The organism is Massilia niastensis DSM 21313, assembly GCF_000382345.1.
Taxonomy (GTDB): Bacteria; Pseudomonadota; Gammaproteobacteria; order Burkholderiales; family Burkholderiaceae_D; genus Telluria; species Telluria niastensis.
The window spans coordinates 32,280-57,311 of record NZ_KB908118.1; the positions used below are offsets into that span (position 1 = coordinate 32,280).

General features: G+C 68.8%; 22 protein-coding genes and 1 tRNA gene. 11 read left to right on the plus strand and 12 right to left on the minus strand.

What is annotated here, in order from left to right:
- The first annotated feature begins 4 nt into the window (after positions 1-4).
- Both H162_RS0121410 and H162_RS31480 read left to right on the plus strand, forming a co-directional pair.
- Positions 5-89: transfer RNA gene (locus H162_RS0121410), tRNA-Leu, on the plus strand.
- Positions 90-189: 100 nt separating this feature from the next.
- Entirely contained in the window at positions 190-1,401 is a 1,212-nt protein-coding gene (locus tag H162_RS31480; protein ID WP_020655546.1) for a DUF1444 domain-containing protein, read from the plus strand.
- Here the strand turns inward: H162_RS31480 and cueR are convergent.
- Positions 1,326-1,817 carry a Cu(I)-responsive transcriptional regulator gene (gene cueR / locus H162_RS0121420; RefSeq protein ID WP_020655547.1) on the minus strand — a complete coding sequence of 164 codons (492 nt, stop codon included), beginning with the start codon at positions 1,815-1,817 and terminating at the stop codon, positions 1,326-1,328. The two genes, H162_RS31480 and cueR, sit on opposite strands and share 76 nt — an antisense overlap.
- A 102-nt stretch (positions 1,818-1,919) precedes the next feature.
- On the opposite strand from cueR, the gene H162_RS33390 reads away from it, so the two are divergent.
- Together H162_RS33390 and H162_RS0121425 are read left to right on the plus strand one after the other, a co-directional pair.
- Positions 1,920-2,114 carry a hypothetical protein gene (locus H162_RS33390; protein WP_084677083.1) on the plus strand — a complete coding sequence of 65 codons (195 nt, stop codon included), beginning with the start codon at positions 1,920-1,922 and terminating at the stop codon, positions 2,112-2,114.
- A 56-nt stretch (positions 2,115-2,170) separates the two neighbouring features.
- Positions 2,171-2,740 carry a phasin family protein gene (locus H162_RS0121425; protein ID WP_020655548.1) on the plus strand — a complete coding sequence of 190 codons (570 nt, stop codon included), beginning with the start codon at positions 2,171-2,173 and terminating at the stop codon, positions 2,738-2,740.
- Between the two features lie 53 nt (positions 2,741-2,793).
- Here H162_RS0121425 and tssA read toward each other — a convergent pair whose 3' ends face one another.
- The 7 genes from tssA to H162_RS0121460 form a co-directional block, all read right to left on the minus strand.
- Positions 2,794-3,786: a type VI secretion system protein TssA gene (gene tssA / locus H162_RS0121430; RefSeq protein WP_020655549.1), complete on the minus strand. Its 993-nt coding sequence runs from the start codon at positions 3,784-3,786 to the stop codon at positions 2,794-2,796.
- Between the two features lie 9 nt (positions 3,787-3,795).
- Positions 3,796-6,432 carry a type VI secretion system ATPase TssH gene (tssH, locus tag H162_RS0121435; protein ID WP_020655550.1) on the minus strand — a complete coding sequence of 879 codons (2,637 nt, stop codon included), beginning with the start codon at positions 6,430-6,432 and terminating at the stop codon, positions 3,796-3,798.
- 50 nt (positions 6,433-6,482) lie between these two features.
- A complete protein-coding gene (tssE, locus tag H162_RS0121440; RefSeq protein WP_020655551.1) occupies positions 6,483-6,959 on the minus strand; it encodes a type VI secretion system baseplate subunit TssE in 477 nt (158 codons plus the stop codon).
- A gap of 344 nt (positions 6,960-7,303) precedes the next feature.
- Positions 7,304-7,795, minus strand: a complete 492-nt coding sequence (locus tag H162_RS0121445; protein WP_020655552.1) for an Hcp family type VI secretion system effector — start codon at positions 7,793-7,795, stop codon at positions 7,304-7,306.
- 35 nt (positions 7,796-7,830) lie between these two features.
- Entirely contained in the window at positions 7,831-9,327 is a 1,497-nt protein-coding gene (tssC, locus tag H162_RS0121450; RefSeq protein ID WP_020655553.1) for a type VI secretion system contractile sheath large subunit, read from the minus strand.
- Position 9,328: 1 nt separating this feature from the next.
- Positions 9,329-9,832 (minus strand): type VI secretion system contractile sheath small subunit, encoded by a 504-nt coding sequence (tssB, locus tag H162_RS0121455; protein WP_020655554.1) that lies wholly within the window; start codon positions 9,830-9,832, stop codon positions 9,329-9,331.
- Positions 9,833-9,860: 28 nt separating this feature from the next.
- A complete protein-coding gene (locus H162_RS0121460; RefSeq protein ID WP_020655555.1) occupies positions 9,861-10,442 on the minus strand; it encodes a tetratricopeptide repeat protein in 582 nt (193 codons plus the stop codon).
- Between the two features lie 194 nt (positions 10,443-10,636).
- Here H162_RS0121460 and tssJ point away from each other — a divergent pair, with 194 nt between their 5' ends.
- The 3 genes from tssJ to icmH are packed head-to-tail and all read left to right on the plus strand — an operon-like array spanning position 10,637 to position 13,321.
- Positions 10,637-11,173, plus strand: coding sequence for a type VI secretion system lipoprotein TssJ (gene tssJ, locus H162_RS0121465; RefSeq protein WP_020655556.1), 537 nt, complete (start codon positions 10,637-10,639; stop codon positions 11,171-11,173).
- A 55-nt stretch (positions 11,174-11,228) separates the two neighbouring features.
- Complete coding sequence (gene tssK / locus H162_RS0121470) at positions 11,229-12,572, plus strand: type VI secretion system baseplate subunit TssK (protein ID WP_026354916.1); 1,344 nt, start codon at positions 11,229-11,231, stop codon at positions 12,570-12,572.
- Positions 12,569-13,321 (plus strand): type IVB secretion system protein IcmH/DotU, encoded by a 753-nt coding sequence (gene icmH, locus H162_RS0121475; RefSeq protein WP_020655559.1) that lies wholly within the window; start codon positions 12,569-12,571, stop codon positions 13,319-13,321. Before tssK ends, icmH begins: the two co-directional genes overlap by 4 nt.
- A gap of 36 nt (positions 13,322-13,357) precedes the next feature.
- On the opposite strand, the gene H162_RS0121480 is transcribed toward icmH, so the two are convergent.
- The 4 genes from H162_RS0121480 to H162_RS0121495 all read right to left on the minus strand — a co-directional run bounded on the left by H162_RS0121480 (position 13,358) and on the right by H162_RS0121495 (position 19,773).
- Positions 13,358-14,113 (minus strand): OmpA family protein, encoded by a 756-nt coding sequence (locus H162_RS0121480; RefSeq protein ID WP_026354917.1) that lies wholly within the window; start codon positions 14,111-14,113, stop codon positions 13,358-13,360.
- Positions 14,114-14,116: 3 nt separating this feature from the next.
- Positions 14,117-15,076 carry a type VI secretion system-associated protein TagF gene (gene tagF / locus H162_RS0121485; protein ID WP_020655561.1) on the minus strand — a complete coding sequence of 320 codons (960 nt, stop codon included), beginning with the start codon at positions 15,074-15,076 and terminating at the stop codon, positions 14,117-14,119.
- Positions 15,076-18,831 carry a type VI secretion system membrane subunit TssM gene (tssM, locus tag H162_RS0121490; RefSeq protein ID WP_020655562.1) on the minus strand — a complete coding sequence of 1,252 codons (3,756 nt, stop codon included), beginning with the start codon at positions 18,829-18,831 and terminating at the stop codon, positions 15,076-15,078. Before tssM ends, tagF begins: the two co-directional genes overlap by 1 nt.
- A 99-nt stretch (positions 18,832-18,930) precedes the next feature.
- Positions 18,931-19,773 (minus strand): M15 family metallopeptidase, encoded by an 843-nt coding sequence (locus H162_RS0121495; protein WP_020655563.1) that lies wholly within the window; start codon positions 19,771-19,773, stop codon positions 18,931-18,933.
- 59 nt (positions 19,774-19,832) lie between these two features.
- Between H162_RS0121495 and H162_RS32820 the strand changes: the two genes are divergently transcribed.
- The 4 genes from H162_RS32820 to H162_RS33395 all read left to right on the plus strand — a co-directional run.
- Positions 19,833-20,483, plus strand: coding sequence for a hypothetical protein (locus H162_RS32820; protein WP_020655564.1), 651 nt, complete (start codon positions 19,833-19,835; stop codon positions 20,481-20,483).
- Positions 20,484-20,584: 101 nt separating this feature from the next.
- Positions 20,585-22,237: a VRR-NUC domain-containing protein gene (locus tag H162_RS0121505; protein WP_020655565.1), complete on the plus strand. Its 1,653-nt coding sequence runs from the start codon at positions 20,585-20,587 to the stop codon at positions 22,235-22,237.
- A gap of 121 nt (positions 22,238-22,358) precedes the next feature.
- Positions 22,359-24,608, plus strand: a complete 2,250-nt coding sequence (locus H162_RS0121510; protein WP_020655566.1) for an ATP-dependent DNA helicase — start codon at positions 22,359-22,361, stop codon at positions 24,606-24,608.
- Between the two features lie 166 nt (positions 24,609-24,774).
- Positions 24,775-25,032 (plus strand): IS5 family transposase (locus tag H162_RS33395; RefSeq protein WP_229452172.1); only part of this gene is annotated, 258 nt, incomplete at its 3' end.

The following is a 25,032-nucleotide window of genomic DNA, read 5'->3' on the forward strand; positions in this document are numbered from 1 at the left end:
CAGTGCCCACGTGGCGGAATTGGTAGACGCGCATGGTTCAGGTCCATGTGCCGCGAGGTGTGGGGGTTCGAGTCCCTCCGTGGGCACCAAACTCTACCGGATGAAAAATCCCGCAAAACGCCGTAATCTTTGCAAAAGGATTACGGCGTTTTGCGTTTTCGGCCGTCCATTGCACTACAGTGAGAACTTATGGGCCTGCTCGATTTCCTGTTCAACCGTCCGCCATCGCGCGAAAAGTTCGGCGCCCTCATGGCCCGCTTTGCCGCGGAGAATGGTGTCACCGAACCCATCCGGTTCGATGCGGCGGGTTTTCGCCTGCTGATCGGCGCCGACGGCCACAGCGTCGTCAACCTCGACAACTTTTATCATGCCTATTGCACCACGCCGCGTGCCGGCCGGGTACAGCTGATGGAGAAGTGGATCGAAGTCTTCACGCCGCCCGCCATGCCGCCCGACTTCGCCACCGCCGGCAAGCGCCTGATGCCGATCCTGCGCGGACGCGGCCTGCTCGAATACATGCGCCTGGGGCAACTCGATGTGGAGGGGCACAAGGTCGTGACGCTCCCGTTCAGCAGCGATACCAGCCTGATGCTGGCCTACGACGGCAAGGACGCGCTGCAAACCATCTCGCAGGACGAACTGGCGCGCTGGGGCGTGGATGTCGACACCGCCATGGCCGCGGCCATGGACAACCTGCGCGACGCCACCGTCGACCGCTTCGAGCAGATCGTGCCCGGCGTCTTCCATGGCACCTGGAACGATGCCTTCGACTCCTCGCGCCTGCTGCTGCCGGACCTGGCCCACCGTGTCGCCGGCGCCCGCCCGGTGGCGATGGTGCCGACCCGCGGCAGCCTGCTGCTGGCTTCCGGCGCCGATACCGGGGCCGTGCTGCGGATGCTCGAACTGGCGGACCAGTGCGCCGACGTGGAGCCGCGCTATGTCTCGGCCCTGCTCTACCGCTTCGAGGACGGCAGGGTGGTCGACACCCTGCCGGAGGACGCCGCCGTGCGCCAACGCCTGGCCCGGCTGCACCGGCGCTTCCTGGCCTCCGACTACGGGATGCAGAAGGAGATGCTGGACGAGCGCCACGAGCAGGACGGCGCCGACCTCCACGTCGCGCGCTACAAGGTGATGCGGGTCGACGAGACCGGCGAGGAATTCAGCATCACGACCTGGACCCAGGGCGTCGCCGCCCTGCTGCCGCAGGCCGAGCGGGTGTCGCTGATCGTGCTCGATGGCACCGGCAAGCTGAAGGCGCACCGCATCGTCGGCTGGGACGCGCTGCTCGATTCCTCCCACGGGCTGCTGGCGCAAGTGCCGGACGCCTATCCCCCGCTGTACCGGACTTCCCGCTTTCCCGACTTCGATACGCTGCCGGGAGCGGCCGCATCGCCGTCCTGAGCCGCGAGGTCGTCCAGGATCGGGCAGTCCGAGCGCTGGTCGCCATGGCAGGAGGCGGCCAGGTGCTCGAGGGTGCGGCGCATCGCTTCCATGTCCGCGATCTTGCGGTCCAGCTCCTCGATATGGGTGCGGGCCAGCGCGCGCACGTCGGCGCTGGCCCGGCCCTTGTCCCGCCACAGCGCCAGCAGGTTGGCGATCTGGTCGAGCGAAAAGCCGAGCGCGCGGCCGCGGTGGATGAACTGGAGCACCTGCACGTCCTGCTGCGTGTAGACGCGGTAGCCGGCGCCGGTGCGCCGCGCCGCGCCGATCAGGCCGATCGATTCGTAGTGGCGGATCATCTTGGCCGAGACGCCTGAGGCGCGGGCGGCGTCGCCGATGTTGAAGCTGGCGGCCGGGGGGCAATGTGCATGGTCCATCGTGCTCTCCTGTTGTTTCCCGGAGAAGAATACACCTTCCCACCATGGGAAGGTCAACGCCGTGCTTGACTTGCGAGGCGGTCGGGTTAAGCTGGTGCTACCATGAAATCCATTCTTTTAGTCATCAGTGTGGCGCTGGCCTCGGCGGCCGTGGCCGCACCGGCGCCCTGGTACCAGTGGCGCAGCACCGCCAATGGCGCCATCGCCTGTTCCCAGACGCCCCTTGGCGAGGGTTGGCAGAAGTCAAGCGGTCCCTACAAGGATGCGCGTTGCGAAAAACGAATTGTTGTTAAATAATGCAGGAGGAACACGCAACTCGTCCGTCATAACATCCATCCACTGAGGAGACCCCCATGTTTACCAGCCCGGAGCAGTTTGCAAACGCCACCAAAACCCTGTTCGACCTCCAGATGCAGACCTTCAACGCCCTGGCCAGCAAGACGGTCAAGGGCGTGGAACAGGTCGTGGCCCTGAACATGAATGCCGCGAAGAGCTCGATGGAAGGCACGCTCGAGGCAGGCAAGACCGCCGCCCAGGCGCGCGATCCGAAGGCCGCCCTCGACGCGCTGGCCGCGCGCATGCAGCCAGGCATGGCCAACGCCACCGAGTACCGTGCCCAGCTCAAGGCCATCATCGACGAGATGCACGAGGAATTCCGCCATGCCGCCGATACCCACGTGGCGGAAGCCAAGACCACGCTGTCGGCCCTGATCTACGACGTGACCGAGAACGTCAAGCCGGGCCAGGAGAATGCGGTCGAGATCATCAAGGCCGCGATCGAGAACGCCTTCAAGGGCTATGAGCAGGTGACGCAGGCCACCCGCCAGGCGGTGCAGAACGTCGAGGCGCAGTTCGAGCGCGCCAGCACGATGGTCACACCGGGCATGGACAAGCCGGCGGCGGACCAGACCACCAGCGGCTGACACGCTTCCCCCTGAACGACGATGTCACCGAAATGCTTCGGTGACATCTTTTTTCATGGCGCCTCCTCTTTCTCGATTCCCAGCAATTCCTCCAGCCGCGCCAGCGACGCGTCATCCTTGATGACCGAACGCAGCCACGCGTGCAGCGGCTGCTCGCCCCAGCGCGCGGCCTTTTCGGCCAGGTAGGCGACCGGGCTGTGCGGCTCGGTGCGGCGGAAGAATTGCGCGACCTGGCGCAGCTGGGCCAGCGCCTGCTCGCGGTGCTGGAGCGGCCCCTCGGCCGGCAGCGGCAGGCTTGCCGGCCGCGGCGCCGGCAAGGTTCCCGGCGCCGCTCCTTCATGCACCACGGGCAGGGCGCCCTCCCCCGGCCGCACGACATCGGCCAGGTCGCGCAAGGCCGCGCGGGCCGGGCTGAAGCTGGGACCGTCGATGCCCAGGCGCGCATCCAGCACCCGCTCCAGCTCGTCCAGCGCCGCCAGGCAGGCGTCGAGGTCGGCCAGCAGCGCCTGGCGCCAGGCCGCCGGGCTGCGCGCGCGCGCCGCCTCGAGTTCCGCCATGCCTTCGCCGCCATGCGCGCGCGCCGCTTCCCAGTCGAGCAGCGTGGCCGCGCCGCCTTCGACCACCCGCATGCCTTTCACCAGCGGCGCCGTGCGCGCCGCGATCCAGGCCAGGTTGCCGATGCGGCGCTCGAAGCCATCCTCGTCGGCCAGCGGATACAGCCCGTCCCAGTAGCGTTCGCACAGGGCGGCCAACAGGCCCAGGCCCTGCGCCAGGCCGGCCGCGCCGCCGGTCTTCGCGCTCGCCTCGGCCAGCCAGACGCCGAGCTGCAAGTCCTTGCTGCGCGCTTCGATCAGCAGCGCGCAGCGCTTGCCGACGAACTTCCAGTCGGCTTCCTTCAGCGCCGTGACCCAGGCGCCCTGCTCCAGCGACGGATCGTCGGCCTGGCGCGCGCGTGCAATCTCGTCGACCTCGGGCGAGAACGCGAGGTCCTCGCCGCAGGGCTGGTCCGGGCTGACCGGGGCCAGCAGGGCTTCGATGTTCAGCATGCGTCCCCCTTAAGTCGGTTCGACCGCGTACCTGAACTTGCCGGCCCTGGTGGCGCCGACCTTGACCCGCGCGATGCCGCCGCCCTCGGCCATCCGCGCCAGCACGCTGTCGGCGATCTCGGGCAGCAGGGTCCCGTTCAGCACATGGTCGACATTGCGCGCGCCGGAATCGACCTCGGTGCAGCGGTTCAGCACCGCCGCCACCAGCGCGTCGTCGTAGTCGAAGCGGGCGCGGTGGTTGGCCATCACGCGCGCGCCGATGCGCTCGAGCTTCAGGCGGATGATGTTGGCCAGCACCTCGTCGCGGATCGGATAGAACGGCACCACCGTCAATCGGCCCAGGAAGGCCGGCTTGAAGTGCTTCGCCAGGACGGGCCGCAGCAGCTCGGCCAATTGCTCCGGCGCCGGCAGTTCGGCTGCCGCCTTGTTCAGGCACGCCCCCATCAGCTGGCTGGAGCCGACGTTCGAGGTCAGGATGATGATGGTGTTGCGGAAGTCCACCTGGCGCCCTTCGGCATCGTCCAGCACGCCCTTGTCGAACGCCTGGAAGAACAGCTCCAGCACGTCCGGGTGCGCCTTCTCGGCCTCGTCGAGCAGCACCACGCTGTAGGGATTGCGGCGCACCGCCTCGGTCAGCACCCCGCCCTCGCCGTAGCCGACATAGCCCGGGGGCGAACCCTTCAGGCCGGAGACGCTGTGCGCTTCCTGGTATTCGCTCATGTTGATCGTCACCAGCTTGCGCTCGCCGCCATACAGGATGTCGGCCAGCGCCAGCGCCGTTTCGGTCTTGCCGACGCCGGAACTGCCGACGAACAGGAACACGCCCTTGGGCTTGTCCGGGTCGTCCAGGTTGGCGCGCGCGGTGCGCACGCGCCGGGCCACCACGCCGCTCGCATGCGGCTGCCCGAGGATGCGTTCGTCCAGCATGGACTGCAATTTCACCACGGTGCGGATCTCGTCCTTCACCATGCGTCCGAGCGGTATGCCGGTCCAGCCGGCGACGATCCCGGCCACCGTATGGCCGTCGACCTGCACCGGCACCAGCGGCGACTCGCCCTGCAGCGCGCGCAGGCGCGCGGCCGCGGCCTGGAGCTGTCCCGCATCGCCCTTCCCGCCTTCCAGTTCGCCGCGCAGCCGGACCATCTCGGCGGCCAGCCGGCGTTCTTCCTCCCAGCGCCGCTGCAAGCCCTGCTGTTCGTCGAGGGCGGCCAGGCGCTGCCGGCGCAGCTGTTCCAGCCGGCCCGCATGCGGGCTACCCGCGCTGGCCTCGCGCCCCAGCGCGCCGGCCTCGGCGTCGATGCGCTCGATGCGGCGCGTGCAGTCGTCCAGCACGGCCGGGGTGGCGCTCTGCCCCAGGGCCACCTTGGCGCAGGCGGTATCGAGCACGCTGATCGCCTTGTCCGGCAGCTGGCGGCCGCTGATGTAGCGGTGCGACAGGCGCACCGCTTCCGTGATGGCCTCGTCGACCACGCGCACATGGAAGTGGCGCTCCATCAGCGGCGCCATTGCGCGCAGCAGGGCGCAGGCGGTGTCCTCGTCCGGTTCCTCGACCTTGATCACCTGGAAGCGGCGCGCCAGCGCGGCGTCCTTCTCGAAGTACTTCTTGTACTCGCCCCAGGTGGTGGCGGCGATGGTGCGCAGCTCGCCGCGCGCCAGTGCCGGCTTGAGCAGGTTGGCGGCGTCGTTCTGGCCGGCGGCGCCGCCCGCGCCGATCATCGTGTGGGCCTCGTCGATGAACAGGATGATCGCGTGCGGGCTGCGCTTGACCTCCTCGATCACGTTCTTCAGCCGGTTCTCGAACTCGCCCTTGACGCTGGCCCCGGCCTGCAGCAGGCCCATGTCGAGGGTGTGGATCTCGACCCCGCGCAGCGCCTCGGGCACCTCGCCCTCGGCGATGCGCAGCGCCAGCCCCTCGACCACGGCGGTCTTGCCGACCCCTGCCTCGCCGGTCAGGATCGGGTTGTTCTGGCGCCGCCGCATCAGGATGTCGAGCGCCTGGCGGATCTCGCCGTCGCGGCCGATCACCGGGTCGACCTTGCCCTCGCGCGCGCGCTGGGTCAGGCAGCTGGTGTACTGGTCGAGCGCGGGCGTGGCGCGGGTTCCGCCCGCGGCCAGCTCGGACGCCGGATCCAGCAGCGTTTCCGCTTCGCCGGCCATGGCGTCCTGCGCCTCGCGGGAGCCGCGCGCCAGCCGCTCCAGATCGTGCTTCAGGCGCTCGACCGGGAACTGGCCGAACAGCCGCGAGGCGCGCTGCGCCAGCTGGGCCAGCGACGGCTCGGTCAAGAGCGCCAGCAGCAGGTGGGCGCCGCGGATCCGGTTCGGCTGGCCGTTGCCCAGCGAGGCGATCAGCCAGGCGTGTTCGAACAGCAGCGGCAGGCGCCTGGAAAACACCGGCGTGCGCGCGCTGCCGATGGCGAAGCGCGCGATCTCCTGGCGCAGGTCAGCTTCCAGGCCGGTCAGGCTGATGTCGCACTGGCGTGCGATCACGGCCAGGTCGCCGTCCGGTTCCTCGAGCAGGCCGAGGAACAGGTGCTCGATGTCGACCTCGTACTGACCGAGGCCGACGCAGATCGACGCGGCGCGGGTGGCGGCGGCGCGGGTGGTGTCGTTCAGCTTGCCGATCAGGGTCTTCAGGTTGATGTCCATCGTGTCGCGTCCTTGTGGTGGGAGGTTTGTCACGTCATCGCATCAGCGTGTCAGCCGCGCGCGGGGCGGGCGCCGCGCCGGATCGCGTAGTGCAGCGACGAGGGCTGCAGCACGGCGCTGAAGTTGACCGGCTCGGCCAGCGCATCGACGGCCAGGCGGGCGTGGATGGCGAAGTTGAGCCGGTTGACGCCGCCCCCGCCCTGTTCCAGCGAGGCGCTGACTTCGCGCAGGCGCGGCTCGTGGGTCTCGATCGCATCCTTCAGGCTGGCGCAGACGGCGGCGCGGTCGACGCTGCTGGTGAGGCAGAAGGCCGCGACGTCGATCAGGCCATAGTGCAGGATGGAGGCGCGCGCCGCCGGGTAGCCGGCCAGGCGCCCCGCGCCGAAGGCGACGCGCGTATTGAGCAGCGCCTCGAGGTCGCGCGCCACGCTGTCCTTGAGCTGTTCCAGGTTGAAGGGCGCGCCCTTTGCTTCGTCCCTGCGTTCATCCATGAGGCGGTCGAGCAGTCCGGGCTGGAAGCCGTTCATGATTTCTCCGAAGAATAAATAAATGGTTCTTCAAGGATGAGCGGGAAGTCCGCATTCGGGGTCAGATCTGTCATTCGGACACCGAGCGAGCACCTTTGCTCTACCTCAAAATGCTGGTTTTATTTATTCCAAACTCGTCCATGCTCGGCTCTCATTCTTCACCGCGATCCGCGCATCACGGACCATGTCGGAAAGAGGAAAAAAAAGTCTCAGCATCCTTGAAACCGTTCTGAGATTTCGCAAGGGTCGTGCGTCGATGTCCGAATGACAGACCTGACCCCGAATCAAATAAAGGCCACCGCGCCCAGTGCCGGCCGGCGCGGGGTACAGTGGCCGGCGCCGCCTCAGACGATCTTGTTGGCCGCCAGGTCCCAGCCGCCCGAGGTGTTGCCGCCGGTGCCGCCGCCGATCTTTTGCTGCGTATATTTCCACTTGATCTTCGAGAACTTCAGGCCCACCTGCTCCTGGATGATGCTGCCCTCGGCCACGTTGGGCGCGACGCCGCCGATCAGGACGTTCTCCAGCTCGATCTCGAAATACTTGACGCGCTCGCCCTGCCCGTCGGCGCGCATGAACTCGAACTTCGCCTTCGGGATGGTCTTGCCGGCCGAGCAGGTCTGCAGCAGGATCGGCGAGGACAGGTCCGCCAGCTTGGTCAGCATGACTTCCTGGTGCTCGCAGCGTTCGGCGGTATGGCCGCCGCTGGTCGAGGCGGTCGCCGATCGCGGCTGCGACACGCCCCACTGGACCGAGGTGCATTCGATCCAGTCGCGGTGGCGGTCGTCCAGCGATTCGCCCTTGATCCCGTCGATCTGCAGGTATACGTCGATTGCCATGTTCTACTCCATTCCATTCGTGGTTGAGGAAACGTCTAGTTCTTGGTCGACTGCGGCAACTCCGCGACCAGCCGGAGCGAAACGGACAGCTCGTCGAGCTGGAAATGCGGGCGCAGGAAGGACACCGCGCGGTACACGCCGGGCCGCCCGGGCACCTCGGACACCTGCACGCTGGCTTCGCGCAGCGGGAACTGGGCCTTCTGGTCCTGGCTCGCGTTATCGTCCAGCAGCACGTATTGCGTCAGCCAGCGGTTCAGGTAATCCTCGACGTTGGCGGCCGACGCGAAGCTGCCGATCTTGTCGCGCATCATGGCCTTCATGTAGTGGGCGATGCGCGAGACGGCGAAGATGTACTGCAGCTGCGAGGACAGCACGGCGTTGGCGTTGGCCGCCTCGTTGGCGTACTTCTTCGCCTTCTGCGCCGACTGGGCGCCGAAGAAGGCCGCGTACGAGGTGTTCTTGCAGTGCACCAGCGAGATGAAGCCGAGGTCCGACAGCTCCTTCTCGCGGCGGTCGGTGATCGCGACCTCGGTCGGGCACTTCAGCGCCACCTCGCCCTCGTCGGTCTTGAAGGTATGGGTCGGCAGGTTCTCCACCAGGCCGCCGCCCTCGACGCCGCGGATCGCCGCGCACCAGCCATAGTCCTCGAAGGCGCGCGTCAGGCGGGCGCCGAAGGCGTAGGCCGCGTTGCACCACAGGTACTTCGAATGGTCGCTGCCGTCCACGTCCTCGACATAGTTGAAGCCCTCGACCGTCATGCCGTCGGCCGGGTGGTAAGGCAGGCGCCCGAGGAAGCGCGGCAGGGTCAGGCCGACGTAGCGCGCGTCCTCGGATTCGCGGAAGGCCTTCCACTTGGCGTAGTCGACGGTGTCGAACACCTTGGCCAGGTCGCGCGGCCGTCCCAGCTCGCCGAAATCCTCGATCCCGAACAGTTCCGGCGCGCTCGACGTGATGAAGGGCGCGTGGCTGGCGGCGGCCACGTGCGACATCTGCTCCAGGAAGTAGATGTCCTCCGGCTGGCGCGAGATCTCGAAGTCGCCGATCAGGGTGCCGTAGGGCGCGCCGCCGAAGCTGCCGAATTCCTCTTCGTAGATCTTCTTGAACATGGTGCTCTGGTCGAATTCCATGGCGGACTGGAAGTCCTTGACCAGCTCGCGCTTGGTGGCGTTGAGCATGCGCACCTGCAGCCCGGCGCCGGTGGCGCTGTTCTGCACCAGGTACTGCAGGCCGGTCCAGCTGCGCTCCAGCTTCTGGAATTCGGGCGCGTGCATGATGGCGGACAGCTGCTCGGAAATCATGCGGTCCAGTTCCGCCAGGCGCGCGTCGATGGTCGCCGACAGGTTGTTCGAGATGACCATGGTGCCCTGCATGACCTGGGTCACCAGTTCCGAGATGAGGTCGCGCGCCCGCTCATGCTCGCTGCTCGATTTCGCCACCCTGCTCTGTTCCACGATCCGGTCGAGCAGCGCGGTGTCCAGTTCGGGCGCCGCCTGGGCGTCCCGGAGGTTTGCCGTGTCGAGTACCGCCGTCATCTCAGTCCTCCTTGCCCTGCTTGCGCAGGCTGTCGAGTTTCTCGGTATTGCCCAGCACTTCGCTGAGGAGATCCTCCAGCTTGTCGTTCCCGGCCAGCTTGTTGCGCAGGTCGGCCAGCTTGTTGCGCGCCTCCAGCAGGCCGGCCAGCGGCGCCACCTGGCGCACCACCGATTCGGGGCGGAAGTCGTCCATCTCGCGGAACTGCAGCTGCACCGCGAACTGGCCGCCCTCGGCCCCCAGGTGGTTGTCGACCTTGAAGCTGGCCTGGGGCGCCACCCCGCCGAGCACTTCGTCGAAGTTGCCGGCATCGACGTTCACGAAGCTGCGGTCCTTCAGGCGCTTCTTCTCGGCGCCGGGGTCGTTGCCGAAGTCGCCCACCACACCCACCACGAAGGGCAGCTCCTTGTTCTCGAGGGCGTCGCCGATCTCGACGTCATACGTCATCTGCACGCGCGGGGCGCGCACCTTCTGCAAGCGCTTCTGCACGCTTTCACTCTTGGCCATGTCGACTCCTGGGATGGGGAAGCGGGATTTACTTGAGTGCACCGAAGGGATCGGCGCTGGCGCCGCCGGGACGCGGCGGCGGCACGGACACGGCGGGCGCCGGCCCCGGTTTCGGACGCGGCGGATCCTTGCGCGCCACCGGGCGCTGCGAGACCAGCACTTCCTCGCCCAGGCTGTTGCGCAGCAGCTTGGCCAGGTCCTGGGCCTCGCTGCGCACCGATCCCTGCAGGTTGTTCTTGCGGGTCAGGTCGGCCAGCGCCTTGCTGGCCACGCGCAGCCCGCTGACCGCGAGGATGCTGTAGGCCAGGGTGTCGTCGGGATCGCGCTCGAGCGCTTCCTGCGCATGGCTGATCGCCTCGCCGTACTGGCTGGCGTCGAAACGGATCTGGGCCATGCGCACCCAGGGTTTCTTGTCGACCGGATGGGCCCTGCTTGCCGCCATGAGCAGCGAGATCGCCTTCTCGCCCTGCCCGGCGGCGAGCGCCGCGTCGGCTTCGGAGAAGACATTGTCGGCCGCGACCGAGGTCGAGCCGCCCGCCTCCGGCCCGGACGCACACCCGGCCAGGGCTGCGGCCACGACCACCAGGGGCATCAGACGTTTGCAGATCATTGCTCGCTCTCCAGGATTGTGAACAAGCCACCATTATTCGCAAGCCCGCCGGCAACAAATTGTGCGCTGTCAATCAACGATGAGTTCGCCCTTCAGCGCACTGATGCGACCGGACTTTGCGCCCGCTCAGCGCATGCGCACGCCAATCCGGTTCAATCCACGCTGACCCAGGCCAATCATTCTTCGGAGAACACATGTCCACCATCCGCGTCCCGGCTGCACTTGCCTTGTTCGCCCTGCTGGCCGGTTGCGGCGGCGCGCTCGATGCGATCGGATTACGCAAAGGAGCCGAGCTGGCCGACGCCTACAAGCCGCCGCGCACCGTCCCGGTGAAGCTGCACGCCGCCAGCCGCCTGAACCTGGACAGCCGCGGCCAGCCGCTGGCGCTGGCGGTGCGCGTCTACAGCTTGCGGCACAAGGCCGCCTTCGAGCAGGCGCCCTACGCCGCCTTCCTGGACCCGCAGGCCGAGCGCGCGAGCCTGGGCGCCGACCTGGTCGAGGTGCGCGAAGTGATGCTGGTGCCGGGCCAGCGCTACGAGATCGCGGAAAAGGTGAGCCGCGAGGCCAGCCATGTCGGCATCGTCGCCCTGTTCCACCGCCCCGCTGGCGGACGCTGGCGCGCCGCTTTCAGCGTCCTTGATGCCGAACGCGACGGCATCACCCTCGGCCTGCACGCCTGCGCGCTGACGGTCGGCGCCGCCACCACGCTGGCGTCTGTGCGCTGTCAATGAATGCACATCCATTTCCTGCAAGCTAGCAATTTCAAAAAGTCATTGCGAGGTCGACGTGAGCATGCCATCCAAGGTGCTATGGGGCGAGGGGCTGTTTCTTCGCCCCCAACATTTCCAGCAACAAGACCGCTACCATGAAACCCGGCTGAACCAGACCGTGGGCGCCCTGCATCCGTATGCCTGGGGCGTGCGCCGGCTGGCGATCGACCACGAGGCCTTGCGCAACGACGTGCTGCGCATCGACGAACTGTCGCTGCTGTTCCCGGACGGCGAAGTGATCCGGGCGCCGGAAGCCGACGCCCTGCCGCTGCCGGTGCGCCTCGGCGACCTGCCGCACTCGGTGCAGAGCGTGAGCTTCCACGCGGCCCTGCCCGCGCTCAAGGTCTACGGCGAGAACTGCGCGACCGGCGAGGACGCCGGCGACCTGCGCTTCGCGCGCCACGAGCGCGAGACCCAGGACCTGTTCACCCAGGCCGCCGACGCCCCGGTCACCTTCCTGCGCAAGTCGCTGCGGCTGGTGGCCGACAGCGAGGCGCTGGAATCCTTCGAGAGCTTCCCGCTGGTGCGCCTGCGCCGGGTGGCGACCGGCGGCTTCGAGATCGATCCCTCCTTCATCGCGCCCAGCCTGGCGATCGACGCGGTGCCGGCGCTGCACACCAACCTGGCGCGCCTGATGGAGAAACTGCTGGCCAAGGTGAACGCCCTGTACGGCCACCTGCGCGAGCCGAGCCGCAACGTGGTCGAGATCCGCGGCGGCGACATGTCCTCGTTCTGGCTGCTGCACACCGCGAGCATGGGCTATGCCGAGCTGTCGCACTACCTGAACCACCGCGAGCTGCATCCGGAGCGCCTGTTCGCGGCCCTCCTGGGGCTGGCGGGCGGCCTGATGACGTATTCGCGCAGCTTCCGCCTGGAAGACCTGCCGGCCTACGTGCATGCCGACCCGGGTCCCCAGTTCGCGCGCCTGGACGGCATCATCCGCGAGCTGCTCGACACGGTGATCTCGGCGCGCTACTTCACGGTGGCCCTGCACAACGAGCGGCCCTCGTACCACCTGGGGGCGCTCGACTCGGGCAAGATCAACGCCCAGACCACGCTCTACCTGGCGGTGTCGGCCGACCTGCCGGCGCTCCGTCTGGTGGACGTGGTGCCGCTGCAGTTCAAGGTGGGCGCGCCGGAAGACGTCGACAGGTTCGTGCTGTCGGCGCTGCCCGGGGTGAGGCTGGTGCATGCGCCCCAGGTGCCGGCGGCGATTCCGGTGCGGCCCGACACCTATTACTTCCTGCTCGAGAACCGGGGCGCGCTGTATGACGCGATGCTCAAGTCGCAGGCGATCTCGGTGTTCGTGCCGAACGGGATCCGCGACCTGCAGCTGGAACTGATCGCGGTGGCCGCATGAGCGCCTTCGTCGAACGGCGCGCCGCGCCGCAGGCCGTCGAAGCCCGTCCGCAGCGCCTCAGCGACATCATGTACGAGGGCTTCTACGCCCTGTTCCTGCTGAAGAACGGCTGCGGGCCGCAGGACAAGGGCGCCTTCGCCGACAACATGACCCAGTTCCTGGGCGACGTCGACCGCAACGCCAAGGCGCTCGACATCCCGGCCGACGATGTGACGGCGGCCAAGTACGCGTTCTGCTCGGCGGTGGACGAGATCATCCTGCGCTCGACCTACGAGGTGCGCGAAGCCTGGGAGACGCGCCCGCTGCAGCTGCGCGTGTTCGGCGACCAGCTGGCGGGCGAGCATTTCTTCCACCGCCTGGAAGACCTGAGGGCCAAGGGCGCGCTGCATGTCGAGGCGCTGGAAGTGTTCCATATGTGCCTGCTGCTCGGCTTCCAGGGGCGCTATGCGCTGGATGGACGCGACAAGCTGGATTACCTGGTGGCGCGGCTGGGCGACGAGATCGCCCGCATGCGCGGACGCACGCGCGGGTTCGCGCCGCATGCGCACAGGCCGGACCAGGTGGCCAACCGGCTGCGCAGCGACCTGTCGCTGTGGGTGCTGGGCGCGCTGGTGACGCTGGCGGGGCTGGGGGCCTTCCTGGGGTTCAGGACGGTGCTGGCGAACGATACGGAAACGGCGATGGCCAGGTATAACGACCTGGTGAAGCTGCCGCCGAAGGCGGCGCATGTGACGATTACCCTGCCTTGAGTCTGGCGTCCCCGCGAAGGCGGGGACGCCAGGCGTTCACTGGATCACCTTGAACTCGATCCGGCGATTGCGCGCCCTGCCCTCCGGCGTGCGATTGTCCGCCACCGGCCGGTCCGGCCCTTCCCCCGACACCGCGATCGACTCCGCCGCTATTCCCTGCCCGACCACATGGGCCTTGACCGCCTCCGCCCGCGCCTGGCTGAGCGACAGGTTGCCCGCGCGCGAACCCGCGTTGTCGGTATGCCCGATCACCTCCACCTTGACGCCCGCGAGCTTGCGCATCGCCGCCGTCATCTGGTCGAGCACTTCGGTTCCGGCCGGCGTCAAGGTCGCCTTGCCCGACTCGAACTCGATGATCCGGTCCGCCAGCGCCGCATCCAGCACGCCCTGCTCCGACACCGCCACCCGCAGGCCGTTGTTCACCGTGTAGGTCGGATTCAGGCTGGCCGCGAAGTCGGCCGCGATCTGCTGGCGCTGGGCCTCGCTGGCGACATCGCCGCGCAGGCTGATGGTGTTGCCCTCGATCTTGAGCTGCCCGCCCTTGATCAGCTTCAGGTTCGGCCCCACCAGCCGCTGCACGTACTCGTTCCAGTTGGCCGGCGTGGCCACGGTGCCGACCGCGAGCTGGTCGACCACCCGCGCCGGGCCGTACAGGGTGCGCAGGCGCTCCAGCAGCGCCGACTTGCTCGCCTCGTCGGCCACGGTGCCGCTGACCACGATGGGAGGCCCGGGCTCGGCCCCGGCGCTGCCTGCGGCCAGGCAGCCCAGCAACAACAAGGTTGGGATCTTCACGCTTCAGGCTCCGATGAAAGTCTTCATGAACAGCTCGCGCGCGAGCAGCAAAGGCAGGCCGGGCTGGGCCAGATGGCTGGCCAGTTCGCGCACGTCGAGGTCGAACTGCAGCTGTTCGTCGATCCAGCCGGTGTCGCTCAGGCGCACCTGCAGCTCGGCCCCGACCAGCGGGTCGATCACGGCGCGCAGGGTCTCGGCCAGCGCGCTGCAAAACCCGATCACCAGCACCGGCCGCCCCTCCAGCCGGGTCAGGAACAGGGCCAGGTCGAACCCGGAACGGCGCAGGAAGGGCGCCACCAGCTCCAGCCAGAAGGCCGCCACCGCGTGGCGCTCGCGCGCCGCGCCCGGCAGCGGCAGCACCAGGCTCTTTTGCAGGCCGGCCGGCTGGCTGTGCATCACCGGCTGCAGCAGCAGGCCGAGCGCCAGCACCAGGCGCGCGGCGCCGCCCCCGCGCCCTCCCTCGCCCAGCAGCGCATCGAGCGACCCGACCGTGCCCGCGGCCAGCAGGCGCGCCAGCGCATCCTCGTCGCCGAGCGCGATCGCGCTGTCGGCGATCGCCTGCAGGTGGGGCGCGGGATCGCCTCCCTCCAGGACCTGCGGGCAGATCTCTTCCAGGAACAGCCACAGCGGCGCGAAGGCCAGCGGGCAGCGCGCGACGAAAGCCGCGGGGTCGTCCACCTCCAGCGTGCGCGTGGCCAGGAAGGGGAAGCGCCGCCCCGACTGGTCGTGGCTGGGCACCAGGTGGCCGGCCACCGCATGCCGGCGCGCCGGCCCGACCAGGGCGAAGCTCACCGGCGGCATGGCGTCGTAGTTGAGGCGCCAGCGCGCATCCGAAGGCAGCAGGGTCATCACCTGGGCCAGCCACTGGTCCAGCATGCTGATGGCCGCGGCATCGTGCGCCAGCTTGACGAAGTCGGCCCGCGCCGGCACCTTGCCGAAGTAGCCGATCCGGTCCGCGCGCATCACGGCCCGCCTCCCACGGCGGCCACCTGCGGCGCCGCGATCTCGCGCCCGACGATGGTCGGCGGCAGGCGCATGCCGTGGAAGCCCCTGCCCTGGGCGCGCGCGTCGCCGCTGCCGTTCGCTTCTGCGCTGCTGACGATCTTCAGGTCGACCGACACCGACACGCTGCCTGAGGTCCAGCGCAGCTCGAACGAGCCGTCTTCCTTGCGCTTGCGCTGCGCCGCCTCGATCATGCGCTTCAGGCCGAACTGGCCCTGCTCGTTGAACAGCTCCACCGTGCGCCCGTCGAAGGCCACCGCCGTGATGCGCGCCCCCGCCATCCCCTGCGGTCCGGGATGCACCATGTTGGTCCAGCTCGAGGGGGTGTTCTTGTAGCGCAGCTGCTGGCCGTCGATCTCGAGCGTGTATTCGAGCGTGCCGGGCGCCGGCAGCGGCTGCACCTGGAACACGGTCTGGGCGCCGCCGGACGCCGCCACGCCGTTGTTCGACAGCGGCGCCACCCAGCCGGGGAAGGCGCTGACCGCCTGCGGCGCGAGCCGGATCCCGAGGTCGGCCCAGGTGCGCGCCGACAGCACGTCGCCGCGCCGCACCACCAGCGGCCCCATGGCCGTGTTGACGAATGTGGCGACCGCGCCCTCGGGGCCGAACAGCTGGCCGATCTCGCCGGGAGTGGCTTCGACCCGCGAGTCGGGCGCGAACGGGTACTTGGTGGCCAGGCCGCGCTGGAACGGCTCGATCACCTGCGCCTGCCAGGTCTTATTGATCTCGGCCTCGGACGGCAGCACGATCATGGCGAAGGTCTGCACCAGCGGGCGCACCAGCAGCGGACGCAGTGCCGCCTTCTGGCTGTCGCTCATCCCGGTCAGCATCTGTTCGTCGACGTAGCGCAGCGCGTCGGCCAGCTCGGAGCCGCTGCCCTCCAGGGTCTGCTGCATGAACTGCTTGGCGCCGGGGCCGGGGTCGCCCTGGTTCTTCAGCTGGTTCAGGCGCGTGCGCAGGCGCGACAGCGCGTCGAGGTAGCCGGTCATCAGCGAGGCTTCCTTCTCCCTGGCGCCGACCAGGCGCGCCACGCCGGCGAATTCGCGGCCGATCGGCCCCGTCCCCTGCTGCTGCTGCGCCAGCAGCTGGGCCGGATCGACCGCGTTGGCCAGGGTGCGCGCCTCGCCCGGCGCACGGCGCAGCACGACTTCCTTGAACCAGTCGAGCAGTCCGCGCTCGGTCTTGCCGAAGCTGACGCGCGCGGCGCCCGGGTTGTCCCATGCGGTCTGGTCGTGGATCGTGCGCAGCAATCTGGCGATCGGCGAGGCCTGCGGGTCGCCCAGCCGGTTCATGGCCTGCACGCTGGCGTCGAAGCCCTTCAGGTCGGCGATCGCCACGCCCTGCACGAACTTCATCCACTCCTTCGCATAGTCGGCCTTGTACAGGTCGATCAGCGCCTTCTGGATCTGCTCCGGGCTGCCCTCCAGGGTCAGGTCGTCGCGCGCCGCGGTCCTGAGCACCCAGTCGGTGGTCTGGAGTTCCTTGTTGGAGGCGTCGCGGATCGCGCCCAGCACGAACTGGTCCCAGGCTTCGCGGGTGAAGGCGCCGCTCACCGCGTGGCTGCCGGCCACCAGGCCCTGGTCCTGCTCGCCGACGATGCGCGCCACCGTCATGGCCGGGAAGCGGGTCGCGGCGCGGGTCTTGATGTCGGTGTAGACGCGCTCGCGCGCCGGCGTGCCGCGCACCACCCGGCGCAGGTGCTCGCGGGTGCTGTCCAGCAGGCTGAGTTTCAGGCTCATCTGCGGCCAGGCCTGGTCGTGGATCTGCGACAGGTGGAAGGTCAGCAGCCGCTCGGCGCTGCGGATCATCTGCTCGCGCGGCATGCTGCCGCGGTTCGCTTCCAGCCAGCCGCGCCAGTAGCGGGTCAGCTGGTCGTTCAGGTGGCCCGGCTCGGCATGGCGCTTGTCGCCCAACATCAGGTAGGTCTTGAGGGCGTTGTAGGCGTCGCCGACATTGGTGGGCGAGACATCCTGGTAAGGCTGGCCCGGTTTCGCCGCCGGCGTGCCGGCCGGGGTGCCGACCTGCTCGGCCGGGTCGAGCCGGGCCGCGTTGGCGTTGACCTCAAGCAGCATGGCTTCCAGCGCGCCCGCCACCGGCTCGACCATGACGGCGCGCACGCCGGCGAAGTATTCGTCGCGCAGCTTGCGCTCCAGTGTCCCGCCCTGGTACAGGCCGAAGGCCAGCGCCCACGGCTGGTCGTCGCGGTAGCGCTCGAGCTGGGCGATGCGGTCCTGCAGGATGTCGAGCGCCTCCAGGCGCGACTGCAGGTCGATGCGCCCGTTCTGCAGCTTGATCACCTTGTCGAGGTCCGACTGCACGTTGGCGACCAGCTGGCGGTTGCCCATGGTCGACCACGACCAGCCCCCCATCGCGGCCCCGAGCAGGATGGTGGCGCCGAAGAAGGCCGCGAGCTTCCAGCGCGCGGCCGCCGGATTGGTGTAGCGCTTGACCAGCTCGCGGTCCGCGAAGATCACCTTGCGGAACAGGTCGAGCAGGAAGTAGCCCGACTGCTCGGGCGCCTCGGCGTGCCGCTGCTCGCGCAGCGCCAGGTCGAAGCGGCTGGCCACGCGCCGGCTCGACAGGTCCTGCACGCTGCCCTCCTGCAGCGCGCTGGTGAAGTAGAAGCCGCGGAACACCGGCTTGAACTGGTAGGTGTTTTCCTCGAACAGGGTGGAGAGGAAGGCGCGCAGCGGCGTCTTGATCGCGGCGAACTCCAGCGGGAAGGTGAACACGCCGGGACGCATGCCGGTGCTGCGGTTGGCCGCCATGTTCGCCAGGCTCATCTCCTTCAGGCCGTCGACCAGTTCGTCGAAGTGCTGCCCGAAGAAGCCCAGCACGTCGGTCGGCACGCTGCGCCGGTTGTAGCGCAGGGTCGCGCCCCAGATGCGCTCGCGCTCGGCCCGCTCGCTGTCGTGGAAGAAGTCGCTGAAGCCGGCGATCAGGTCGGCCTTGGTGAAGATCACGTAGACCGGCGCGTGCACCCCGAGCCGCTCGGTCAGTTCCTGCACCCGGGTGCGCAGGTTCTTGGCCAGTTCGTGCGAGGCCTGGGCCGGTCCCGCGACCAGCTCGGCCACGCTGACCGCGATCAGGATGCCGTTGATCGGAGCGCGGCTGCGGTGCCGGCGCAGCAGGTCCAGGAAGCTGAACCACTCGGCGCGGTCGTCGTCCTGCACCGAATAGCGTCCCGCGGTGTCGAGCAGGATGCCGTCGGTGGTGAAGAACCAGTCGCAGTTGCGGGTGCCGCCCACGCCCTGCAGGGCCTTGTTGCCGGGGATCGGGAAGCTCAGTCCCGAATGCACGATGGCGCTGCTTTTGCCGGCCGCCGGGTTCCCGATGATCATGTACCAGGGCAGTTCGTAGAGCGCCGCGGCGCCGCGCATCAAGCCCAGCTTCGAGGTCTTGATGGTGGAGATGGCCTCGGCCAGGTCGCGCCGCAGGACCGCCACCTCGCCCCTGCCGGCGTCGATCGGCGCCCCGTCCCCGCCCTCGCCCTGGGCGATGGCCTCGCCCAGCCGGCGCGCCGCGCGGGCATGCAGGTGCCGGCGCACGCCCCACCACAGGCCCCAGCAGGCGAGCAGCACGAGGCCGGCGATCGCGGCCCAGATCACTCCGATGCCGATCGCTTCGGCGCCGGCCACAAGGATGGCCGCCAGCGCGGCTACGCCGATCGCGACAAGCACACGCCTGCCGGTCAGGAACTGCCAGAATCTGGACATGACGGGAACCGGTAGAGAGGGTTGCGGAGAGAGTCCTACAGGAAATGCTCGCACGGCCGCCACGCGCTGCATTGAGCATGCGCAAGATTCACGGAAGCATCAACGCAGCATCACGCCGCGCAGCCGCAATTCCGTATGCCCGAAGTCCATCATGGTCCAGCGCCCGCCCCAGGTCAGCCCCAGCGATTCGGCCACTTCCCCGTACAGCCGGTAGCCGCGCATGGCCCACGGGTCCTTTTCCGAAATCACCAGCTTGCCGTCGCGCCAGAACGCGCAGTCGGCGGCCAGGCCGTACTGGTGCCAGCTCTGGAAGGCGCGCGCATTCGTGACGTGGCCGCCGGCCTGGGCCAGCATGTCCTGGCGCGCCGGGCTGCGGTAGCCTTCCAGCAGCGCCATGTCGTAGCCGTGGCGTTCCTTCATGATCTTGAAGGCCAGCAGCAGCCGCTGGCTGAAATCGGGACGCAGCAGGCCCCAGTTGCGGCTGGCGTCGACCAGCAGCGGCCGCACCAGCTCCACTTCGCGGGTGGTGAAGGCGACGGGCGGCAGGCTCACCGGCGGCACCAGGTGTTCGCCCTTGAGCAGGGCCGCCACCTGGGCATCGGGGAGCGCCTCGCTGCTCTCGTAGACCGGCAGCATGCCCGGACTGCTCAGCGCCAGCGCCAGCAGCGAGGGGATCGCCACCGCCGGCACGCCGATCGCCAGCAGCACCTTGTGGCGCCGCACCGCGGCCGCCAGCCGCTCGCGCAGGCCGGGTCCGAGCGTGCCGCGCATGGCGCCCGCATAGCGCCCGCCCACATGGCGCAGCCGGTCCGCGCGCCGCTCCAGCACCGCGCGCAGGCCGGACCAGCCGCGCGCCAGCGCCGTGCGCCCGCCTGGAAAAAGGACAAGCCAGATCAGGGCGGACACCAGGGAAACATACAGAAGGGCGACAAAAATCAGCATCGATACTCCCGAGATTGTTTCTAATCAGCACAGCGAAAGCCCATCTTAGGAGTATTGCCGTGCGTCCATCAGACGAACATCAAGCCGCCTTCACCCGTCCGAACCTGATGTCGGCCTCGCACCGCGCCGGCGCCGAGGACAGCATCCTCGCCAAGCTCGAACGCGACTCCCCGCGCCGCCACGGGACGCGTCCCGCCGCGCGGCTGGCCTGGTATGCGGCCAGCGCGCTGGTCGCGATCGCCCTGGCGGGGACACTGGCCTGGCTGGCCGCCGGGAACGGCAAGCCGGTGGCCGAGGCCGAGACGCTCGTCCTCGGGCCGGCCCGGTCGGTGGCGCAGGCGCCGGCCCTGGTCGCCGAGACGCCGCCCGAGCCGCCGCCGCTACGCCTGCTGGAAGAGCCGAAAGCGGCGCCACGGCCGGCACGGGCCGTGGTGCCGGCGCCGGTCCGGCCGCCGGCCGCGGCCAAGCTTGATGCCCGTCCCGCGCCGACGGCACGGCCCGGTCCGGCGGCGGCGCGAACCGCGCCGCGCCAGCCGGTGCGCCAGGCGCGCGCCGCAGCGCCCGTCCGTCCGGCCGAACCGGCGGTGGACAGCGATGTCGCCCTGATCTCGGCCCTCATCGTGTACGCGAATGGCCACGCCGAGGCGCCAGGCGAGGAAGCGCCCGCTTGCACGGATGACAATTGCCGTCCTCGGCCGCCCCGCCCTTGACGTGGTAAAAAGTCCGCGCGCAAAGAGTTTCCGGAGGAAACTGCTGGGTGATCATGTCTCGAAACGCTATACTGTACATAAGCACAGTAAGGCGTTCCGTCATGATCAGGGTCCTGGAAAACGAGTTTTATTATCTGGATAATTTCCAGCGCGTCCTCGACTGGATCGGCGAACGCTACGACGACCTGCTGGTCGAGGAGGAACGCGCCTTCCTGGCCGCCTTTCCGTCCCTGCCGCACAATGCGCGCGCGCTGCTCGTGCGCATGGTCATGCGCAAGGGAGAACTGTTCCGCGCCAGTAAGCTCAGCTATGCGGAAATCGGCTGTCCGGTCGAGGCCGCCCAGCACCTGCTGCCGACCGGCTGGGTCGAGGCCGATCCCGAACTGACGCTCGACGAACTGTTCGAGCTGCTGCTCAAGCCCGAGATCGGCGCCGTCTTCCAGCAGCAGCTGCCCCGGAAGGGCGCGCGCAAGGCCGACCAGCTCGAGGCCCTGCGCGCCGCCTTCCCCGACAGCCGCCGCTTCTCGCACTGGCATCCCGACTGCAGCGATCGTGCGCTGCGCATCCTGGTCAAGCCGCTGTGCGACCGCCTGCGCCTGATCTTCTTCGGTAACCTGCACCAGGACTGGACGGAGTTCGTGCTGTCCGACCTCGGCGTGTTCCGCTACGAGCAGGTCGAGTTCTCCAGCGCCTCGCGCGGTTTCCGCCAGCGCCGTGACATCGAGCACTACCTCCAGATGCACGCCTGCAAGGAACGCTTCGCCGCCGGCGAGCCGCTCGACGAGGTGGTGCAGGCGCTGCCCCTGCACGCCTTCGACAACGACTGGCTGGAGAGCCGGCGCGAGAAACTGCTGTTCCAGATCGGCCAGCAATACGAAAAGCAGAAGGACTGGGACGGAGCCCACGGCCTGTATGCGCGCTGCCGCTATCCGGGCGCGCGCGGACGCGCGATCCGGGTGCTGGAAAAGGCCGAGCGCTTCGGCGAGGCCCACGCGCTGCTGACCCAGGCCCAGGCGGCGCCCGAAAGCGAAGCCGAACGCCAGCACCTGCTGCGCATCGCGCCGCGCCTGGCGCGCCGCCTCGGCCATGCCAGGCTGGCCGCGCGCGGCAAGGCCGACATCGCACGCCTCGACCTGCGCCTGCCGCTGCCGGCCGGGGACTGGTGGGTCGAGGGCGTGGTGCGCGACCATCTGGCGGGAGCGGACGACCATGCGCCCGTGTTCTACGTCGAGAACGCGCTTGCCAACTCCTTGTTCGGGCTATTGTGCTGGCGCGCCGTGTTCGCCGCGATTCCCGGGGCCTTCTTCCACCCCTTCCATCGCGGCCCGGCCGACCTGTACAGCGCCGACTTCCACCAGCGCCGCGCCGCCGAATTCGAGGCCTGCCTGGCCCAGCTCGACGACGGCAGCTACCGGGACACGATCCGCCGCAACTTCGCCGACAAGGCCGGGCTGGCCTCGCCCTTCGTCTACTGGGACGCCCTGAGCGAGGAACTGCTCGAACTGGCGCTGGCCTGCATCCCGGCGGCTCACCTGCGCCGCTGGTGCGAGCGCATCCTGGCCGACGTCAGGGACAACCGCACCGGCTTCCCCGACCTGATCCAGTTCTGGCCACTGGAAGGCCGCTACACGATGATCGAGGTGAAGGGTCCCGGCGACCGCCTGCAGGACAACCAGCTGCGCTGGATCGAGTACTGCGCCACCCACCAGATGCCGGTGACGGTGTGCTACCTGCAATGGGAGCAGGCCGCTTGACGGAACCTCGAAAAACCTGCTGCGCGTTGCACTGTCGGCCTGCGATGCTCGCTGCACTTCTCGTACAGCTGCGCTTCTCGGCCAACATTGCTGCCGCTCGCTACGGTTTATCGAGGTTCCAATGAGCTATACCGTCGCGGTCCGCGCCCTGTGCGAGTTCACCGCCAAGCAGGGCGACCTCGACCTGCGCTTCACGCCCTCGCCCAGCGCCCAGGAAGGCATCGCCGGCCATGCCGTGGTCGCCTCGCGCCGCGGCGCCAACTACCGCAGCGAAGTGTCGCTGTCGGGCCAGTGGAACGACCTGCGCGTGCGCGGCCGCGCCGACGGCTACGATCCGGACGAGAACCTGATCGAAGAGGTCAAGACCCATCGCGGCAAGGTCGAGTCGATTCCCGACAACCATCGCCACCTGCACTGGGCCCAGGTGCGCGTGTACGGGCACCTGATGTGCGTCGAACTCGGCATGCCGGAAGTAAGCCTGGCCGTGGTCTACTACGACATCGGCAGCGGCGCCGAGACGGTGCTGCGCGAGACCCGCGACGCGGCCTGGCTGGCGGCCCACTTCGAACAGCTGTGCCAGCGCTTCTCCGCCTGGGCCGCGCAGGAGGCGGCGCACCGCGCGGCGCGCGACGCGGCGCTGGGCCAGCTGCGCTTTCCCCATGCCGACTTCCGTCCCGGCCAGCGCCAGCTGGCCGAAAGCGTGTACCGCGCCAATGCCGGCGGACGCTGCCTGCTGGCGCAGGCCCCGACTGGCATCGGCAAGACCGTCGGCAGCCTGTTCCCGGCGTTGAAGGCGATGCCGCAGCAGGGACTGGACAAGCTGATCTTCCTGGCCGCCAAGACGCCGGGCCGGCGCCTCGCGCTGGACGCCGCGGCCAGCCTCGGCGCCGGTACCGAAGCCGTGCCGCTGCGGGTGCTGGAACTGACGGCGCGCGACAAGCTGTGCGAGCACCCGGACAAGGCCTGCCAGGGCGATTCCTGCCCGCTCGCGCGCGGCTTCTACGACCGCCTGCCGGCCGCGCGCACGGCCGCCGCGCAAGTACCGCTGCTGGACCGCGAGGCGCTGCGCGAGGTCGCGCTGGCGCACGAGGTCTGCCCCTACTACCTGGGCAGCGAGATGGCGCGCTGGGCCGACGTGGAAGTGGGCGACTACAACTACTGGTTCGACGGCGGCGCCATGCTGTATGCGCTGGCGCTCGCCAATGGCTGGAAGGCCAGCGTGCTGGTGGACGAGGCCCACAACATGGTGTCGCGCGCCCGCTCGATGTACACGGCGGAACTCGACCGCACCCTGCTGCGCGCGGCGCGCGCCGAAGCGCCGCCGCTGCTCAAGAAGGCGCTGGAACGGGTCGGGCGCGCCTGGACCGACACCGACAAGGCCGCGCCCGCGCCCTACCAGGTGCTGCCGGAAGTGCCCGAAAAGCTCCTGAACGCCCTGCAGAACGCCACCAGCACGGTCAACGACTACCTGGCCGAGCATCCCGGTCCGCTCGACCCGGAGCTGCAGCGCTTCCACTTCGACGCCCTGCACTTCCAGCGCCTGGCCGAATCCTTCGGCGAGCACTCGCTGTGCGACCTGACGCGCGCGGGGGTGCGCGATTCCGTGATCTGCATCCGCAACGTGGTGCCGGCCCCGTTCCTGGCGCCGCGCTTCGCGCTGGCCCACTCGACCACCCTGTTCTCGGCTACCTTGAGTCCCTGGAACTACTTCTGCGACCTGCTCGGCATGCCGCCTGATACCGTCTGGGTCGACGTCGAATCGCCGTTCCGCGCCAGCCAGCTGGAGGTGCATGTGGCGAACGGGATCTCGACCCGCTACCAGCACCGCGCGGCCTCGGTGGGTCCGATCGCCGACCTGGTGGCGCGCCAGTACGGCGGGCGCGCCGGGAACTACCTCGCCTTCTTCAGCAGCTTCGACTACCTGGAGCAGGTGTACACCGAAGTGGCCCGGCGCCATCCGGACATCCCGGTCTTCCGCCAGGAGCGGCGCATGAGCGAGGCCGAGCGCCAGGGCTTCCTCGACCGTTTCGCGCCCGGTGGCGCCGGGGTCGGCTTCGCAGTGCTGGGCGGGGCCTTCGGCGAGGGCGTGGACCTGCCGGGAGACCGGCTGATCGGGGCCTTCGTCGCCACCCTTGGGCTGCCGCAGGTGAATCCGGTCAACGAGCAGCTGCGCGAGCGGATGCAGGCGATGTTCGGGGCCGGGTATGACTATACCTACCTGTATCCCGGCATCCAGAAGGTGGTGCAGGCGGCCGGGCGCGTGATCCGCACCGAGCTCGATCATGGCGTGGTGTGGCTGATCGATGACCGCTTCGCCCAGCCCGGGATTCGTGCGCTGATGCCCGGCTGGTGGGAACTGGATACCCGCTAGGGTCTGTCTGACTGTGTTCAGCCGTCAGCCGTAAGACCGTCGCCCGGCGCAGGCCGGGGCCCAAAGTTCGTTGCGTTACGCTACGGCTGGCAATGCGGTTGATGTTCGTGGTCCCAAAGGACTAGACTTTATCGACTTGGACGACGCTTTTGGAGGTCGTAAAGCGATGAGCCGGACAGACTTGACTGAAGAGCAATGGCGGCAGCTGGAGCCCCATTTGCCCACCAATCCCTACCATGGCCATGCTTATGTCGAGCATCGGCATGTGATCAACGGAATACTTTGGCGTTTGCGCACAGGAGCGCCCTGGCGCGACATACCTGCCCGCTACGGGCCTTGGCAAACCTGCTATGACCGGTTTGTTCGCTGGTCGCGCGACGGCACTTGGCAACGCCTGCTCAAGGTGATGCAAGCAGCAGCCGAG

Excerpts from the sequence above, each read along its gene's own strand:
- H162_RS31480 (WP_020655546.1), top strand. The coding sequence starts at position 190 with ATGGGCCTGCTCGATTTCCTGTTCAACCGTCCGCCATCGCGCGAAAAG.
- cueR (WP_020655547.1), bottom strand. The coding sequence starts at position 1,817 with ATGGACCATGCACATTGCCCCCCGGCCGCCAGCTTCAACATCGGCGAC.
- H162_RS33390 (WP_084677083.1), top strand. The coding sequence starts at position 1,920 with ATGAAATCCATTCTTTTAGTCATCAGTGTGGCGCTGGCCTCGGCGGCC.
- H162_RS0121425 (WP_020655548.1), top strand. The coding sequence starts at position 2,171 with ATGTTTACCAGCCCGGAGCAGTTTGCAAACGCCACCAAAACCCTGTTC.
- tssA (WP_020655549.1), bottom strand. The coding sequence starts at position 3,786 with ATGCTGAACATCGAAGCCCTGCTGGCCCCGGTCAGCCCGGACCAGCCC.
- tssH (WP_020655550.1), bottom strand. The coding sequence starts at position 6,432 with ATGGACATCAACCTGAAGACCCTGATCGGCAAGCTGAACGACACCACC.
- tssE (WP_020655551.1), bottom strand. The coding sequence starts at position 6,959 with ATGAACGGCTTCCAGCCCGGACTGCTCGACCGCCTCATGGATGAACGC.
- H162_RS0121445 (WP_020655552.1), bottom strand. The coding sequence starts at position 7,795 with ATGGCAATCGACGTATACCTGCAGATCGACGGGATCAAGGGCGAATCG.
- tssC (WP_020655553.1), bottom strand. The coding sequence starts at position 9,327 with ATGACGGCGGTACTCGACACGGCAAACCTCCGGGACGCCCAGGCGGCG.
- tssB (WP_020655554.1), bottom strand. The coding sequence starts at position 9,832 with ATGGCCAAGAGTGAAAGCGTGCAGAAGCGCTTGCAGAAGGTGCGCGCC.
- H162_RS0121460 (WP_020655555.1), bottom strand. The coding sequence starts at position 10,442 with ATGATCTGCAAACGTCTGATGCCCCTGGTGGTCGTGGCCGCAGCCCTG.
- tssJ (WP_020655556.1), top strand. The coding sequence starts at position 10,637 with ATGTCCACCATCCGCGTCCCGGCTGCACTTGCCTTGTTCGCCCTGCTG.
- icmH (WP_020655559.1), top strand. The coding sequence starts at position 12,569 with ATGAGCGCCTTCGTCGAACGGCGCGCCGCGCCGCAGGCCGTCGAAGCC.
- tagF (WP_020655561.1), bottom strand. The coding sequence starts at position 15,076 with ATGCGCGCGGACCGGATCGGCTACTTCGGCAAGGTGCCGGCGCGGGCC.
- tssM (WP_020655562.1), bottom strand. The coding sequence starts at position 18,831 with ATGTCCAGATTCTGGCAGTTCCTGACCGGCAGGCGTGTGCTTGTCGCG.
- H162_RS0121495 (WP_020655563.1), bottom strand. The coding sequence starts at position 19,773 with ATGCTGATTTTTGTCGCCCTTCTGTATGTTTCCCTGGTGTCCGCCCTG.
- H162_RS0121505 (WP_020655565.1), top strand. The coding sequence starts at position 20,585 with ATGATCAGGGTCCTGGAAAACGAGTTTTATTATCTGGATAATTTCCAG.
- H162_RS0121510 (WP_020655566.1), top strand. The coding sequence starts at position 22,359 with ATGAGCTATACCGTCGCGGTCCGCGCCCTGTGCGAGTTCACCGCCAAG.